This is a genomic window from Alteribacillus sp. HJP-4 (assembly GCF_042139015.1).
Classification (GTDB): domain Bacteria; phylum Bacillota; class Bacilli; order Bacillales; family Marinococcaceae; genus JBHIKY01.
Window position 1 is genome coordinate 14,818 of record NZ_JBHIKY010000014.1, and the last position, 16,690, is coordinate 31,507.

Below are 16,690 nucleotides of genomic sequence, written 5' to 3' on the forward strand. Positions count from 1 at the left end.
TGCCGGCGGTTTGGAGCATGCCGGCGGCACCTTTCAACTCTTTATCCCTTTAATGATTGAATGCGCTCAAGCACCTGGGTGCGTTTATCCATATAATCTCTCTGCTTTTGTTTTTCTTCTTCCACCACATGCTCTGGCGCTTTTTTTACAAAACCTTCGTTAGAAAGTTTTTTCTCCACACGTTCTACTTCCTTATCAAGCTTTTCTCTTTCTTTTTCAAGCCTTGTAATTTCCTCTTCAAGGTTGATCAATCCAGCGAGAGGCATATACAGCGTTGCGCCGGTGAGCACCTGGGAAACTGATTTTTCTGGAGCAGTGAGACCTGTTTTGATTTCTAATGTTTCCGGATTACAGAATCGTTCCAGGTATTCACGGCCGCGGTTGAGCTGCTCTAGAGCTGTATTGTCTGCTGCGCTGATCTGCAGTTCAATCGGTTTGCTCGGTGCTACATTCATTTCAGCACGTGTGTTACGAACCGAGCGGATTACACTTTTCAGAAGCTCCATATTCTTAACCGCTGCTTCGTCTATCCACTCCATTGTCACTTCAGGCCAGGCGGCTACTGTGATAGATTCTCCTTCATGCGGCAGATGCTGCCAGATTTCTTCGGTGATAAACGGCATGATCGGGTGCAGAAGTCTCATCGTTTCGTCAAGTACATGAGCCAGAACTGAGCGCGTCATCTGCTTCGCCTTTTCATTTTCTCCGTAGAGAGGAAGCTTCGCCATTTCGATATACCAGTCACACAGGTCATCCCAAATGAAATTGTAGAGCAGGCGCCCCACCTCTCCGAACTCGTAGCTGTCCATCAGACGGGTGACATCCCTTGTTGTTTCCTGAAGGCGTGTCAGAATCCAGCGGTCTGCGATCGTTTTTTCACCTTTCACATTGATATCCTCTTTTGAAAAGCCTTCCATGTTCATCAGAGCAAAGCGAGAAGCATTCCAGATTTTATTGGCAAAATTCCAATTCGCTTCGATTTTTTCCCAATGAAAACGAAGATCATTTCCTGGCGTAGTGCCGGTAGCAAGGAAAAAGCGCAGTGCATCCGCTCCGTATTTTTCAATAACATCCATCGGATCCACGCCATTACCGAGCGATTTGCTCATCTTTCTTCCCTCGGCATCACGGACGAGGCCGTGAATAAGCACATCATTAAATGGACGTTTTTCTGTAAATTCAAGTCCCTGGAAGATCATTCGGGAAACCCAGAAGAAAATAATATCGTAGCCGGTGACAAGAACATTTGTTGGATAAAAATGCTGGTAGTCGGCTGAGTTTTTATCCGGCCAGCCCATCGTTGAAAAAGGCCAGAGCGCTGAGCTGAACCACGTGTCCAGTACGTCTTCATCCTGTTCCCAGTTTTCAGGATCTGCGGGCGCCTCATGCCCGACATGAATTTCACCTGTTTCTTTATGATACCAGGCCGGGATCCGGTGGCCCCACCAAAGCTGGCGTGAAATACACCAGTCACGGATATTTTCGAGCCAGTGAAGGTACGTTTTTTCAAACCGATCCGGAACAAACGTTACTTTTCCTGCCTGCTTCTGCAGCTCAATGGCCCGTTCAGCAAGCGGCTTCATGCTCACAAACCACTGAGTGGAGAGATAAGGCTCAACTACTGCCCCGCTCCGCTCAGAATGCCCGACGGAATGCATATGCTCTTCGATCTTGAAAAGAATTCCATCTTCCTGCAGATCTTTCACCAGCTGTTTACGACATTCAAAACGGTCCTGCCCCTGATATTTTCCAGCATTCTCATTCATTTGGCCGCCTTCGTCCATAACAAGGACACGTTCAAGCTGATGACGATTCCCCATCTCAAAATCGTTTGGGTCATGGGCAGGCGTAATTTTTACTGCGCCGGAACCAAAATCCATGTCTACATAATCATCAGCAATTATTTCAATGTCCCTTCCAATTACCGGAAGTACGGCTTTTTTTCCAATCAAGTGCTGATAGCGCTCATCATCAGGGTGTACAGCCACTGCCGTATCACCGAGCATTGTTTCCGGTCGGGTGGTCGCAACCTCAATATGGCCGGAGCCATCCTGCAGCGGATACTTCATGTGATAAAAATGCCCCTGAACATCTTTATATTCTACTTCTATATCAGACAGCGCCGTTTTTGTCTGGGGATCCCAGTTAATAATATATTCTCCCCGGTAGATAAGCCCTTTATTGTAGAGGCTCACGAATACTTCCCGGACCGCGCTTGACAATCCCTCGTCAAGAGTAAAGCGTTCGCGCGAATAGTCCAGCGATAAACCGAGCTTTGACCATTGCTGGCGGATAAAATCAGCGTATTCCTCTTTCCATTCCCACGATTTTTCCAGAAATTTTTCGCGGCCGAGTTCATACCGGCTCGTGCCTTCTTCCTTCAGCTTCCCTTCTACCTTTGCCTGTGTGGCAATACCGGCATGGTCCATTCCCGGCAACCACAGGGTGTCATAGCCCTGCATCCGCTTGAGACGGGAAAGAATATCCTGCAGCGTAGTGTCCCACGCATGGCCGAGATGCAGTCTGCCGGTAACGTTCGGCGGCGGAATTACTATCGTATACGGTTCCTTATCCTTGTTTCCTTCTGCTTTAAAAAATTCTCCCTCCCGCCAATAGGTATACCAGTCGGCTTCGGTTTTTTGCGGATCGTACTTCGTCGGCATTGTTGTATGCTGCTGTGCCATTTTCCATCCTCCTTTTTAATATAAGATGTTCACATGTTTTGTTTCATAAGTCTAGAAGTTATGAAATTCATTTCTTTAATAAGATTAGAAATTCTTAGAGTATTAAAGAATAAAAAAATCCCTTCGTCTGCAAAGGACGAAGAGAGGGATTCGCGGTGCCACCTTTGTTCATATACACGGGAAGTCCATGCATATGCACTCAACAGATAACGGATTGAACCGTCTTTTTCTACTTAACGAAGGGCGTTTTTCAAAAAAGCTGCTCGAGGGCGACCTTCCGTTTTCACTCCTGAAGAACCTTGCAGCCTGGGGGTTCTTTCTCTGAATCAGGAGGGATAAACGTACTCTTCCCTGTTTTCGCATGTTTACATTCAGTTATTTATAGTGACATTTTACGCATAAGTTGATTATTCGTCAATATTTCCCGGGAAACATTTCATACGCCCTGTTATACAGGGTTTTGTACCGCTTTATATCCGAGTGCATATAATAGCTATTATGAAAAGAGAAACAGACCGTGCCTAGAGAAATGATATAAATTCTGTATAGAAAGCAGGTGGTAATATGGGATACTATCCGCCTCCGCACGGGCGGCCGCGTCCGCCATACTGCCCGCCTAAGCACCATAAAAAAAGACCGCGCTGGCAGCCGCTCTGGCTGAGAAAATGCAAATATGCACTCTTGCAAATTATGCTGCCGATTATACTGTTTCAGCTGTTCCGTACACTTATTTTCCCGACAAGCTTTGACGTCATTCTGCTCATTTTGATCGTCTGCTTTTACTTGTATTGCTTCTTTTCCTAATCATGGCCGGATCCAGACGAAAAAATACATCACACCCGAAAGAAGCGAACAAATTATGTAAAAAATGCTGGGGCCTGGCCCCAGCATTTTCTCCCCCAGCATTTTTCCCCTCGGTATTATTCGTCTTGAACTGGCTGCGGCCAGCTTTCTATATCGTCTTTTATTTTCTCAAGCATCCACACTTTTGCTTCAAGTTCTTGGACAAGTCCAGGCTGTTCCCCGCTGGAGCGGTGCCCTGGATAAGAGAGCAGCTCATAAAAATCCACAGGCTCAAGCAGCATACTGCTGAGAAGCGCCCTGTCCCCATCATCGGTTGGACAAAAACTGGCATACGTACTTAGCCAATCGACACCATTTACATGCTCCCACCGTTTTTGCTCTGTGCACTTTTTATACAAATAAGCCAAATCATAGACGGGGTGGCCGGTATCAGCGTGTTCAACATTTATAAATTGAAAATTACCATAACGGTCGAGAATGAAGTGCGATGGTTCCGGTCTCCCATGACAGCGCGCCACCTTGAGTTCCCCTTTTTCTCTGGCAAGCTCTTCCCATTCTTCAAAATATCGCATCGATTTATCATAGCACTCATACAGCAGCGGAAAATGCATGAGCACCGCCCAGTCAAAAGGGGAATAGTACTCCTTGCGCTCAATTTCTTCTGCATACGCTTCAAGCTGCTGCATTTTTTCGTTCTTCCATTCGCGGAGACTGGTTCCGCGCTCCTCCCACATTTCCTCATCCACCGGGACATGGTACTGTGTCGAACGATGAAAAATTGCAAGAGCCTGAAAATAATCCTTCTCTCTCTTACCCTCCAGCCCTCCTCTTCCCCACTCAGACAGGTAAAAGACAGTTTCACCATCTATGTCCCGAACATACCTCTCTCCATTCGATGCAGGGATAATTGGAGCAACACCCGGAAACTGATTTCTTTCAAAAAAACGGAGCGTCTCTTGAAAACGCTCCGTCTGCCCTGAATTCATTTTCGTCTTTTTCAGAGCGAAAATTCCTTCTTCCGCTTCAATTTTCGATATCTTAGATAAACTTTCTATCTGCAGCGGAGTTATTGCATAATAATTGAGCACTCTTTGAAGACTAGCGTCCATTGGAACGGTACCCTGGTGCTGAATTAGGAATATATAAAATCTGACCCTCTTCCATCTGCTCACTTTCTAGCCGGTTAAACCTCAGTAGATGCGCTGTTGTCGTCTCATATCTCTCAGCGATTGTTCCGAGCGATTCGTTCTCTTGAATAATACACATACGCAGCTTCGAAAACTCTTCTTCCCCTTTGGTCATCACTTTCGTTAAATAGGAGGCATTGTCATCTCTGTCATGCTTCTCCTCTTCCTGTGGATCGTCTTCCTCATCCGCTTCTGTCTCTGTTTCCCCGGCGTCCCTGTCACTCGCCTCGGAGCGGCTGTGAAATGTAGTGACGGTTGTTTCTTCTTCCTCCACGGCCTCCCCAAATTCTTCCTCCACTAAATTTTCCGGTGATTCTTCTTCTATTTCCTCTTCCACAAAGCGATCCTGAGTTGGAGGCTGGACATCCACTTCTTCTTCCGCCTCCTCTACATATTCTTCATAATCTCCCTCTTCACTTTCCGGAGTACTTTGATACCCGTATGCGGCAAAATTCCGATCATATGGGTTCGGAAAATCACGCACTCGAAAATCCTCCGGTGCATTTTTCGTTTCTACTTGAAATGGTGGAAATTCAGGAAGCTGTGGATCATAAGCCTGAATTTCTTCTGATTCATTCTTCATCCCGCTGATCCGAATATCTGCAGTTAATTGAATGCACCCGGGCTCCGGCAGATCATAATCAAAACCATCCACCTGTACATAAATATCATCAAGATTTTGAATCCGGTTTGAGGGAATCGTGACATCAACTGGAAAAAAATGCTCAATTTCTGCATAACCATCGTTAGTCTGCTCATTTTTATTCATGTACGGCGGCGGAACGTCATGATCCAACTCGTTCCTGTCTGTTGCTTCATCCTCCTCAGCCGGTCGATACGCCCCTTTTAAATGCAGACCGCCTCTAATGTGCACGTACTCATTTTCCTCTTCAATACGTATGTCCGGCTCTAATCCAAGTGACAGCAGTTCCTTCATGGTTTCCCCCCGGTCAAGCCATACCGACTCCTCGAGGTTGAATGAAAGAGCCGAAGAATGCTCTTGCCCCATTTGTGATCCTCCTTTATAAAAGCTTCTTTCACCTAATTTTCGCTGTTAGCTCATGAATGAATTCGCCATTACAAATGTATGCCTGCCCATATCAATCTATGATATTCATCTGCAAAATAGTCTCTCAGACTTTTCAATTGCTGTGCTCCCTTTTAATTGCTAAACTAACTAATATTCCAAAAAAATACTGCTGGGGCCATGAGGGGGGAATTTATGTCACGAAGGACAGATATTTTCAATAATCGAAGACTTCCTGTTCAACCTCCGGTTAGTTTTATTTATATTACTGTGGGGTGTATTTGACGGCACCTCCAAAATATGCAATAACATCCTATGGCCGGATTATTTCGGCCTCGAACACCTCGGAAGCTTAAAAAGCCTGGCTACAACATTTGTCGTTCTGGCTTCGGCACTCGGACCACTTCCGTTCGGCGCAGCTTATGATTATTTTGGAGGCTATCAGGAAATTCTGTGGATCATGTTACTTTTTCCTGCGGCTGCTATTTTTATGGCATTAGCGGCTCCATCACCAACTAAATAGAAAAAGAAGGAAGGCCGGGACATAACGGTCTGTGAAAAGTAAAAAGCGCTTCCGATTATCAAAAATGATAGTCAGAAGCGCTATATTTAAAATTGCTGTCCGGCTGCCCTGCGATAAGCCAAGTTTTTTTCTACTTGGTTTTTGTCCCCGTCTTCTTTAAAAATTCATATGATTTATTTGATTTTCGAAAATGCCCTGTCAGCTGCTTCCACAGTGCGCGTAATATCTGCTTCCTGATGGGCGGTCGAAAGAAACATTCCTTCAAATTGAGACGGCGGCAGCGAAATGCCCTGCTGAATCATCTCTCTGAAATATTTTGAAAATAAATCAAGGTTTGAGGATTTGGCCGTTGCAAAGTTGACGACAGGCTCGTCTGTAAAGAAGAATCCGACCATAGATCCTGCACTGTTTATGTGATGGGGAATGCCGTGCTTCTCTGCTGCACCAGCCAAACCGTCTGCAAGCTGGCGGCCGAGCTGATCAAACGTCTCATAGTCAGTAGGGCTTAACTGATTCAGCGTTTCAAAACCTGCTGTCATCGCAAGTGGATTGCCGGAGAGCGTACCAGCTTGATAAATTGGGCCGCTCGGGGCGATCTGCTCCATAATCTCCCGCTTTCCTCCGTATGCTCCGACCGGCAGTCCGCCTCCAATTACTTTTCCAAGGCACGTCAAATCCGGAGTTACCCCGTAAACACCTTGAGCACAGTTGAAGCCGACGCGAAAACCAGTCATCACCTCGTCAAAGATCAACAGGCTGCCGTGTTGTTCCGTAATCTCGCGGACTCCTTCCAAAAAGCCTTCCTCCGGCAGGACGACTCCCATATTGCCAGTGACCGGCTCCATAATAACCGCAGCGATCTCATCCCCGTACTTATCAAAAGCAAGCTCAAGGCTGTCAAGATCATTGTAGGGCACCGTTAGTGTATTCTGGGCAATAGAAGCTGGAACACCGGGACTGTCGGGCAGGCCGAGCGTGGCGACTCCGGACCCCGCTTTAATAAGGAGCGAATCGCCGTGGCCGTGATAGCAGCCTTCCATTTTTAAGATTTTGTCGCGGCCGGTAAAACCACGTGCCAGACGAAGCGCACTCATGGTTGCTTCCGTACCGGAGTTAACCATCCGCACGACATCTATGGACGGCACCCGGTCGATCACAAGCTCTGCAAGCTTCGTTTCCATCTCATGGGAAGCGCCAAAGCTGGTTCCTTTTGCAGTAGTTTCCTGAAGTCGATCGACGACATGATCATCGGCGTGTCCAAGAATGAGCGGCCCCCAGGACAGCACATAATCGATATATTCATTGCCGTCCAGGTCCGTAATTTTTGAACCCTTGCCGCTCTCCATATACACAGCAGGATGATCAACCGAAGAATACGCACGAACAGGGCTGTTCACACCGCCTGGCATCAGGGGCCTGGCTTTTTCAAATGCGGCTTCCGATTTATGAAAATTTTTCATTCATTAGCACTCCCTTTTAATATACTTACTGTTTTTGCTGTTACCCTAACTGAAGCAATTGAAACGGATTTTCGTTCATTGAAGGGAAGCTTTATCAGTACTAAGGACCTCCCCAATAAACATAGTGGACGGATCGTATGTGGAAAAGAAAAACCACCGGCGCAGCCGGAGGTTTTGGTTCTCTAATCCTCGTCAATCCATGTCGCTGCGTCAATTGCAAAATACGTAATGATTAAATCCGCTCCGGCTCGTTTCATGCTTGTGAGCTTTTCCATTACGACGTCTTTTTCGTCAATCCAGCCGTTCTGAGCGGCAGCTTTTATCATCGCATATTCTCCGGACACGTTGTATGCCACCACCGGATAGCCCGTTTCATTCTTTACGTCGCGGACAATATCAAGATAAGATAAGGCCGGCTTCACAATAAGAAAGTCCGCGCCTTCCTCGATGTCTGATTGTGCCTCCCGCAGTGCTTCCCTTTGGTTCGGAGGATCCATCTGGTACGTTTTGCGGTCTCCAAACGAGGGGGAACTGTGAGCGGCATCCCGGAAAGGCCCGTAAAAAGCAGAAGCGTATTTCACTGCATAAGACATAATTGGAATGTGGGAAAACCCAGCACGGTCAAGACCTTGACGAATTGCCGCAGTAAAGCCGTCCATCATGTTGGAAGGAGCAATAATATCAGCTCCAGCGTCTGCCTGTGACACGGCTGTTTTCGTCAATAGATCGAGGGAAGGATCGTTTAAGATGTGCCCCTCTTCAATCACTCCACAGTGTCCGTGATCTGTAAACTGACAAAGACAGGTATCAGCGATTACTGTAAGTTCAGGATGTGTTTCCTTAATCTGGCGGATCGCTTTTTGTACAATTCCGTTTTCCGCATATGCCTGCGTTCCTGCCTCGTCTTTTTCTGCCGGCACCCCAAAAACAATGACAGACAGTAGGCCGTTATTGGTGAGCTTATTCATTTCTTCCGATAAATGATCCAGAGATACCTGGTGCACTCCCGGCATCGAAGCGACTTCATTTTTCACATTAGTCCCCTCGACTACGAATATCGGAAAAATTAAATCCCCTTTGCGAAGAACATTTTCCCGGACCAGGGCGCGCAGGGACGGGGTGGCCCGCAGTCTCCGGTGTCTGCGGAAATTCACATCGCTCATATTAATTATCCTCCTTTGATGACGCTGAACATAATTGAGTAAGCATGCCCTCGATGGAGTGAGGGGCTGCTGTATAGACCTGATGAAACAGACGCGCTTCTTCGGCGGTAACAGGTCCAACAGCAACGACAGGAAGAGCTTTCCACGTCCGAGGAAGAGCTGGGTCCATAAAAGAGATAAATACCTTTACCGCTGAAGGGCTCATGAATGTAATGATATCGATGCCGCCCTCAGCAACCAAACTTTTCAGACTATCACGGTTCTCTTCTTCAGGGATAGTTTCATAAAGCGGCCATTCGACGCACTCCAAACCCATAGCCCTCAGCTCAGCTGGGATAACATCCCGCGCGAGCCTGCTTTTCGGAAAAAGAACCGTTTCTCCCGGCTTCACTTGTTGGATAAGCTTCTCGGCAAGCGATTCCGCCACATACGTTTCCGGCAGAAGATCCACATGCCAGCCTCTTTCTGCAAGTGCAGCGTTTGTTTTCGGCCCGATTGCCGCAATTTGAAACGAGCGTTCATTAAATATTACTTTCTCTGCTTCAAGTGCTTTTTCAAAATAAAAAACAGCATTTGCACTTGTGAAAATAATCCATTCGCACTTTTCCTGCTTGACCAGGGAGGTGTAATGCCTGCGATTTTCTTCACACGCTGTGGTTTTGATCAGCGGCAGCATTACAGCCGTTCCACCGTTCTGATCAATCAGATCCGCAAGAGCTTCAGATTGCTGAAGCGGACGGGTAACAAGGATGCGTTTACCCGACAGGCACTTCCTCATTTTTCATTCAGCTCCTGCTTCACCTTGTCTAGAATGTCCTTGGCGCCTCTGCCGAGCAATGCGTCCGCTGCTTCTCTTCCGATCTTTTCAGGATTGGTGCCGCTGCGCTGTTCCTGCAGGATGACACGTCCGTCCGGTGAACCGACAAGCGCCGTCAGATGAATCGTCTGCTCCGCATCGAGCGTCGCATAGCCGGCTATAGGAACGGAGCAGCCTCCTTCCACAGCCTGCAAAAAGGCACGCTCGGCACTGACTGTCTTTTCAACAGCTGCATCATTCAGCTTCGCCAGAAGATCAAGCACTTCCTGATCATCCGCCCTGCACTCTATCCCAAGAGCACCCTGGCCGACAGCAGGAACGCACACGTCCGGCTCTAAATACTGCGTAACAATATCTCCGCCCCAGCCCATGCGCTCTAAACCGGCGGAAGCAAGAATAATCGCATCAAAATTCTCTTCTCTCAGCTTACGGAGCCGTGTTTCAATGTTTCCGCGGATCCACTGCACTTCAATGTCTGGACGAACTGCCAACAGCTGCGCAGACCGGCGCAGACTGCTCGTGCCGACAATAGCTCCTTCGGGAAGCTCCTCAAACAAAACATGATCATTTGCAATATACGCATCACGAGGGTCGACCCGGTTCGTAATCGCGCCTATGGTAAAGCCTTCCTGAAGCTCACCCGGCATATCCTTCATGCTGTGTACAGCGATATCAATTTCCTTATCACTCATGGCCTGTTCAATTTCTTTTACGAACAGGCCTTTTCCGCCAACCTTTGAAAGAGTCACATCCAGGATCTTATCCCCTTTTGTGACAATCTTTTTCGTGTCATAGGAAAATGAGGTGTCGAGCTTTTGCAGCTGTTCGATCACCCACTCTGTCTGTTTCATTGCTAAATTACTTTTTCTCGTTCCTACCGTAATCGTACGCATGCTGTGAACCTCCATCCACCAAGCTGTTTAAACGTTCCAAAAATGAAATTCTGTTAATTCCCCAGATAGAAAATAATTGATAAATACAAGTAAAAAGCCCGCTGTATTAACAAGTGCCATGTTATATCCGCGTTGCTGCTTTACAACCCATAAATACAAATAAACGCTGTACATAATAAGCACTGCGGCTGAACCGATCACTTTCGCATCAAGCCATGGCAGCGTTCCAAGCTGTATCGATGCCCAGACAAAGCCGAGAATTAATCCAAGCAGCATACACGGTACGCCAATCGTCGTGACAAGAAAGGAAAGTCGTTCTACCTTTGACAAATTATCAAGACGGAGCAGTTTTTTGCCATACTGTTTTCGCTTCAACAGCTGATGCTGCAGCAGGTACATTGCTGAGAAGGCAAAAGAGGTCGTAAAGGCCGCATAAGAGAGTAATATAAGCGTGACGTGTATGACAAGCAGCTCAGAAATCAACAGATCATTAAGCTCCACGGGGACATCCCCATCTGGCGTGACAAGGCTGAATGCCATAATGATAAATCCAACAACATTCGTAAAAAATACAAAAAAGTCGACTTTAAAAAACCAATTGATGATCAGGGAAAGCGTAACAAGCAGCCACGCATAAAAAAACAGCCCTTCAAATGGTGTAATAACAGGCAGTCTGTCATACTGAAGCGCCCGTATAACGAAAAATACTGTCTGAAGAACCCAGACAATAGAAAGCAACCAGAAGGCGATACGGTTCACCTTCCGGCTGGTCTGCATAAAGTCGAAAAAATATCCAAATACGCTAAGGCTGTATAACACAATGGTTACAACATAAATGGCATTGGCTGCAGCAACCATATGTTAAAACTCCTCTCTCAGGAGCGGACCTTTACATCTTTCGCGTAAGCATAAGGCATAATAGACCGCTGCTTGCGGCGGCTCCATTCTTTCTCTGCCTCCTCGGCTCGCGCTTGTTTTTCCTCCGCTTCCTTTGCCAATTCCACTTCTTCATCTAAAGCAAAGATATCAGTAAACATGGCGAGTGATTCTTCCGCATCCGGCTCTGCTGCAAGCTCTTTTGCGCGTGTAATCGGGTCACGCAGCATCTGGTTTACGATGCTCTTAGTATGCTTGCTGAGAATCTTCTTATCCCGATCAGAAAGCTCAGGAAGCTTACGTTCAAGGCTTTCCATTGTTTCAGCCTGAATGGCCAGCGCCTTGGTACGAAGAGCAGAGATGATTGGCACGACACCTAGTGTGTGTACCCAGTCTTTAAAACTCGCCAGCTCTTCTGCAATCATCCCTTCAATTTTCTCCGCTTCTTTCTTTCTCTCGGCCATATTCGCTTTAACAATCCCCTGCAGATCATCTATATCATACAGGAAAATATTATCAAGCTTATCGAGCTCTGGGTCGAGGTCTCTTGGAACCGCGATATCTACCATGAACAGCGGACGTCCTTTTCTCTTTTTCAGAACCCGTTCCATCATTGTCTTTTTCACTACGTATGACTCTGAACCGGTGGAGGAAATCAGAATATCTGCTTCCGCCAGACTCTGCTGCAGCTGCTCCATGCTTTCCGCTTTTCCGAAAAAGCGTTCCGCCAGTTCTGCAGCTTTTGCATACGTGCGGTTCAATACGGTAACTTTCGCCGCTCCGTTGGAATGCAGGTGCTTTGCCGTCAGCTCGCTCATTTCGCCTGCTCCCAGAATCAAAACATGCTTGTCCTGAAACTCTCCAAAAATTTTCTTGCCGAGCTCCACAGCCGCATAGCTGACAGATACAGCATTGTCATTAATTTCTGTTTCACGGTGGGCTTTCTTCGCAAAGGTGATAACCTGCTTGAATAGCTCATTAAAGACCGTTCCAGTTGCTTCTGCTTCTTGTGCAATAAAAAAGCTGTCCTTCACCTGGCCGAGGATCTGTGTTTCTCCCAGAACCATTGAATCAAGCCCGCAGGCCACACGAAACAGATGCTGAATTGCTGCATCATTTTCACGGATGTTTAAGTACGAACCGAATTGCTCCAGTGGCAGACCGAACCACTCCGCCATAAATTTCTTCATAAAATGGCGTCCGGTATGAAGCTGATCAGCCACAACATAGACCTCTGAGCGGTTGCAAGTAGAAATAATAGTACACTCAAGAATGCTTTTCATTCCCCGCAGATGATGCAGTGCCTCAGGCAGGTTTTCTTCTTGAAATGCAAGCTTCTCTCTAATTTCTACAGGGGCTGTCTTATAGTCTAATCCGGCTGTTAAAATATGCATATCCCTGTTTCACCCCCACTAAAACTGCGGGCAGCTTTGTATGAAAAAGAATAAAATATTCTGCCGCCCTCTATCAATTCCCGACAATATTCCCGGGTTAATAATAATTATTATAATGTAACCTATTTATGTTATACCATGTTTTATTATAACATGCATGTAAAGAGCTTCAAAAATTTATTGTGAACAGCTTCTGACATCTATGATAAAGTAAGGTTTTAAGTAAACTTTTTCAGCAAACGGAGGCTCACATGAAAAAACGCAGCATCTTCTATGCCATTCTCTTACTAGGTACCGGAGCATTTATTTTTCTACAGGACCGCGCCCCCGAAGGGCTTGGATTTATCATCGACTGGCGCATATTATTCATTATTATAGGCGCTGCCTTCCTGGCTGACTCCGGCCGCGGCCGGAAGCAGGAATCTTTTCTGCCGGGAATGTTATTTCTTCTGTTCGGCCTGCACTTTCTTCTTGCCGAAACCGTGGCGTCCTGGCCCGGCCACGAAGGTATGTATGCCCTTATTCTTGGAATATCGATTCTTTTTCATTTCGTCAAAACAAAATCGGACGGGGTCATTCCCGGTTTCCTCTTGTTATTTACAGGAGCCGCATTTTTCTTTTCGGATGAACTGCGGGGCTTAATCGGTGACACGTTTTTAGCCCCTGTCATTCAGTATGCACCATTTATACTTATCATAAGCGGAGTCTACCTGCTTTTTTTCAAAAAGTAGTATTTCTCTGCTCGCCGCAGGATGACTGCCAGGCATTTAAGAAAAACCGGGCAAAACCCGGCGGCCACTGAAAACGGGAAGCGTCCGCCTGCAAGGATGAAATCAACAAAATGCTTTCTTATATTTTTAAAAAAACGCAGCCTATCTCACCTGAGAAGGCTGCGTATCTTTTTCCATGTTTCTTCCTTGCCCTGTCCAGTTTCCGCTGAAAAAGGGATAATCATATCCTCCGGGGCAAGCTTAAGCGTCTCCTTAACCATTTTCACATGCTTTGGCAGTCGGCCTTTCGGGATTTTATCGGCTTTGGTTGCAACAACAATCACAGGCAGTATAAAGTGCTTCACATATTCGTACATTTGCAGATCATCGCGGCTTGGTTCATGGCGTACATCTACAATTAATACGACTCCGCGAAGCTGATCTCGTTCGGTTAAATACGTCTCGATCATCCGTCCCCATGCTGCCCGTTCACTTTTAGACACCTTCGCGTATCCATACCCCGGCACATCGACAAGAGCGAGTACATCATTAATATTAAAAAAATTAAGTGTCCGTGTCTTCCCTGGTGTTGCGGAGGTGCGTGCCAGATTTTTACGGGTAAGGATTGTATTTATGAACGACGATTTCCCCACATTGGAACGGCCTGCCATAGCGATTTCCGGCAGACCCCCCGCAGGATATTGTTCCGGTTTTACCGCACTCGTAATTATTTCTGCTTTAGTTATCTTCATCTTTCTCTCCCAGAGCGTGCTTCAATACTTCATCTAAATGTTTTACGGTAATAAACTTCAGTCCCTTGCGGACGCTTTCTGGAATGTCCTCGATATCCTTTTCATTTTCTGCCGGAAGCAGAATTGTCTCGAGGCCGGCGCGGTGAGCGCTCATGGCTTTTTCCTTCAAGCCGCCTATCGGAAGTACCCTGCCGCGCAGAGTGATTTCCCCTGTCATTCCGACTTCTTTTTTGACCTTGCGCCCGGTCAGAGCTGATATTAAGGCTGTCGCCATAGTGATTCCCGCAGAAGGTCCGTCCTTTGGTGTCGCCCCTTCTGGCACGTGGATGTGTATGTCTAATTTCTCGTGAAAATCCGGGTCAATTTTAAGCTCATCAGCTTTTGAACGGATGTAGCTGAAAGCAGCCCGTGCTGATTCCTTCATAACGTCTCCGAGCTTTCCCGTCAGGGTGAGCTCTCCTTTTCCTTTAGCAAGAGAAACCTCGATGGAAAGCGTATTCCCGCCGCCGGTGGTGTAGGCAAGCCCGGTCGCTGCTCCGACCTGGTCCTCTTCTTCTGCCTTGCCGTAACGGAATCTCGGTTTACCGAGCATATTTTCAAGAGTGTTTGGAGTTACAATGACACGATTTTTTTCACCGGCAACAATCATTTTAGCTGCTTTCCGGCATACTGTCGCAATTTCACGCTCAAGACTGCGCACACCAGCCTCTCTCGTATAATAACGTATCAGCTTCAGAATGGAATCTTCTTTAAATTGAATTTTTCCTTTAGAAAGTCCATGTTCTTTAATTTGCTTTGGAAGCAGGTGTTCTTTGGCGATACCCTGCTTTTCAATTTCGGTATAGCCTGCAATTGAAATGATTTCCATTCTATCGAGGAGCGGATCTGGAATCGTCCCTATGTTGTTTGCCGTTGTAACGAACATGACCTTTGAAAGATCGTACGTTTCTTCAATAAAATGGTCGCCAAATGCATTATTCTGCTCGGGGTCCAGCACTTCGAGCATTGCAGAGGATGGATCGCCGCGGAAATCACTCGCCATCTTATCGATTTCATCGAGTAAAAACACCGGATTAGCCGACCCCGCTTTTTTCATGCCTTGAATAATACGGCCGGGCATGGCTCCGACATAAGTGCGGCGGTGCCCGCGGATTTCGGCTTCATCTCTGACTCCGCCAAGAGAAATCCGTACGAATTTACGTTCAAGAGCGCGGGCGATGGATCGTGCCAGTGATGTTTTCCCGACTCCGGGCGGCCCGGCAAGGCATAAAATGGGTCCCTTCAATGAACGGGTAAGTTCCTGAACCGCAAGATACTCCAGCACTCTTTCCTTCACTTGATCTAGTCCATAATGATCTTCATCGAGAATTGTCTGAGCATGGTTGATATCGAGACGGTCCGTTGTTTCTTCTTTCCAGGGGAGACTAACGAGCCATTCGATATAATTGCGGATCACCGAGCTTTCTGCTGAGGTTGACGGCATTTTTTCATATCTGCCAAGCTCTTTCAGTGCTTTCTCTTCAACATTCTCCGGCATGTCGGCTTCCGCTATTTTTGTGCGCAGCTCCTCAACCTCGCCTGTTTTGCCTTCTTTATCACCGAGCTCTTTTTGGATTGCCTTCATCTGTTCACGGAGATAGTATTCTTTCTGTGTTTTCTCCATCGATTTTTTTACGCGCTGGCCGATTTTCTGTTCAAGTCCAAGCACTTCTTTTTCATTGTTTAAAATATCTAGAATGTGAAGGAGCCGTTCTCTCACATTTACGATTTCAAGCAGGTTCTGCTTTTCGGCCACCTTCAGCGGAAGATGGGAAGCAATAACGTCTGCAAGTCTACCCGGCTCTGCGATGTCCTGCACTGATTGCAGCGTTTCGTTCGAAACCTTTTTGGAAATTTTTACATACTGCTCAAACTGCCCGAGTACATTCCTCATAATTGCGAGTTCTTCCGAATAGTGCTCTTTTTCGTCCTCAAAAAGAAGCTTCATTTCTACTTTAAAATATTCATCCTCTTCGAGGTAAGTTATAATTTCTGCTCGTTCCAGTCCTTCCACCAGCACACGGATTGTGCCGTTGGGAAGCTTCAGCATCTGTTTCACCTTGGCGAGCGTGCCAATCTGGTAAAGATCTTTTTTATCCGGCTCATCCACGGATAAATCGATCTGACTTGTTAATAAAATCTCGCTGTTATCCATCATTGACTTTTCGAGGGCCTGCACAGACTTTTCCCGGCCTACATCAAGATGCAGAACCATAGTTGGGAAAACAAGAAGACCGCGCAGCGGAAGCAGCGGAATGTTTCGTTTTGTATTTTCACTCATTGTCTTACACTCCATTCTCTCTAACCGTCTCTTACTTATATGTATGTTACGTTATGTAAAAAGCCCGCTCAGCATTCAAA

General features: G+C 46.7%; 13 protein-coding genes and 1 other annotated feature. Of the genes, 2 read left to right on the forward strand and 11 right to left on the reverse strand.

What is annotated here, in order from left to right; all coding sequences use genetic code 11:
* Positions 1-41: 41 nt before the first annotated feature.
* On the reverse strand, positions 42-2,684 hold the full coding sequence (locus ACE4RR_RS13590; RefSeq protein WP_375535973.1) for a valine--tRNA ligase: 2,643 nt from the start codon (positions 2,682-2,684) through the stop codon (positions 42-44).
* A 129-nt stretch (positions 2,685-2,813) separates the two neighbouring features.
* Positions 2,814-3,051, reverse strand: a binding site (T-box leader).
* A 197-nt stretch (positions 3,052-3,248) separates the two neighbouring features.
* Between ACE4RR_RS13590 and ACE4RR_RS13595 the strand changes: the two genes are divergently transcribed.
* The gene (locus ACE4RR_RS13595) at positions 3,249-3,488 is read left to right on the forward strand and encodes a hypothetical protein (protein WP_375535974.1); all 240 of its coding nucleotides are present in this window, start codon (positions 3,249-3,251) and stop codon (positions 3,486-3,488) included.
* Positions 3,489-3,604: 116 nt separating this feature from the next.
* Here ACE4RR_RS13595 and ACE4RR_RS13600 read toward each other — a convergent pair whose 3' ends face one another.
* From ACE4RR_RS13600 to hemA, 8 genes are all read right to left on the reverse strand, one after another.
* Complete coding sequence (locus tag ACE4RR_RS13600) at positions 3,605-4,597, reverse strand: hypothetical protein (protein ID WP_375535975.1); 993 nt, start codon at positions 4,595-4,597, stop codon at positions 3,605-3,607.
* Positions 4,587-5,684, reverse strand: coding sequence for a stage VI sporulation protein D (gene spoVID / locus ACE4RR_RS13605; RefSeq protein ID WP_375535976.1), 1,098 nt, complete (start codon positions 5,682-5,684; stop codon positions 4,587-4,589). Before spoVID ends, ACE4RR_RS13600 begins: the two co-directional genes overlap by 11 nt.
* 714 nt (positions 5,685-6,398) lie before the next feature.
* The gene (hemL, locus tag ACE4RR_RS13610) at positions 6,399-7,685 is read right to left on the reverse strand and encodes a glutamate-1-semialdehyde 2,1-aminomutase (RefSeq protein WP_375535977.1); all 1,287 of its coding nucleotides are present in this window, start codon (positions 7,683-7,685) and stop codon (positions 6,399-6,401) included.
* Positions 7,686-7,867: 182 nt separating this feature from the next.
* Positions 7,868-8,848, reverse strand: a complete 981-nt coding sequence (gene hemB, locus ACE4RR_RS13615; protein ID WP_375535978.1) for a porphobilinogen synthase — start codon at positions 8,846-8,848, stop codon at positions 7,868-7,870.
* Between the two features lies 1 nt (position 8,849).
* Positions 8,850-9,626 (reverse strand): uroporphyrinogen-III synthase, encoded by a 777-nt coding sequence (locus tag ACE4RR_RS13620; protein WP_375535979.1) that lies wholly within the window; start codon positions 9,624-9,626, stop codon positions 8,850-8,852.
* Entirely contained in the window at positions 9,623-10,558 is a 936-nt protein-coding gene (hemC, locus tag ACE4RR_RS13625) for a hydroxymethylbilane synthase (protein ID WP_375535980.1), read from the reverse strand. Before hemC ends, ACE4RR_RS13620 begins: the two co-directional genes overlap by 4 nt.
* Positions 10,559-10,585: 27 nt before the next feature.
* Positions 10,586-11,416, reverse strand: a complete 831-nt coding sequence (locus tag ACE4RR_RS13630; protein WP_375535981.1) for a cytochrome C assembly family protein — start codon at positions 11,414-11,416, stop codon at positions 10,586-10,588.
* Positions 11,417-11,433: 17 nt separating this feature from the next.
* On the reverse strand, positions 11,434-12,828 hold the full coding sequence (gene hemA, locus ACE4RR_RS13635) for a glutamyl-tRNA reductase (RefSeq protein WP_375535982.1): 1,395 nt from the start codon (positions 12,826-12,828) through the stop codon (positions 11,434-11,436).
* Positions 12,829-13,079: 251 nt separating this feature from the next.
* Between hemA and ACE4RR_RS13640 the strand changes: the two genes are divergently transcribed.
* Positions 13,080-13,559 carry a hypothetical protein gene (locus ACE4RR_RS13640; protein WP_375535983.1) on the forward strand — a complete coding sequence of 160 codons (480 nt, stop codon included), beginning with the start codon at positions 13,080-13,082 and terminating at the stop codon, positions 13,557-13,559.
* A 146-nt stretch (positions 13,560-13,705) separates the two neighbouring features.
* Here the strand turns inward: ACE4RR_RS13640 and yihA are convergent, their stop codons facing one another.
* Both yihA and lon read right to left on the reverse strand, forming a co-directional pair.
* A complete protein-coding gene (yihA, locus tag ACE4RR_RS13645) occupies positions 13,706-14,290 on the reverse strand; it encodes a ribosome biogenesis GTP-binding protein YihA/YsxC (protein WP_375535984.1) in 585 nt (194 codons plus the stop codon).
* Positions 14,277-16,610, reverse strand: coding sequence for an endopeptidase La (gene lon, locus ACE4RR_RS13650; RefSeq protein ID WP_375535985.1), 2,334 nt, complete (start codon positions 16,608-16,610; stop codon positions 14,277-14,279). Before lon ends, yihA begins: the two co-directional genes overlap by 14 nt.
* Positions 16,611-16,690: the final 80 nt, after the last annotated feature.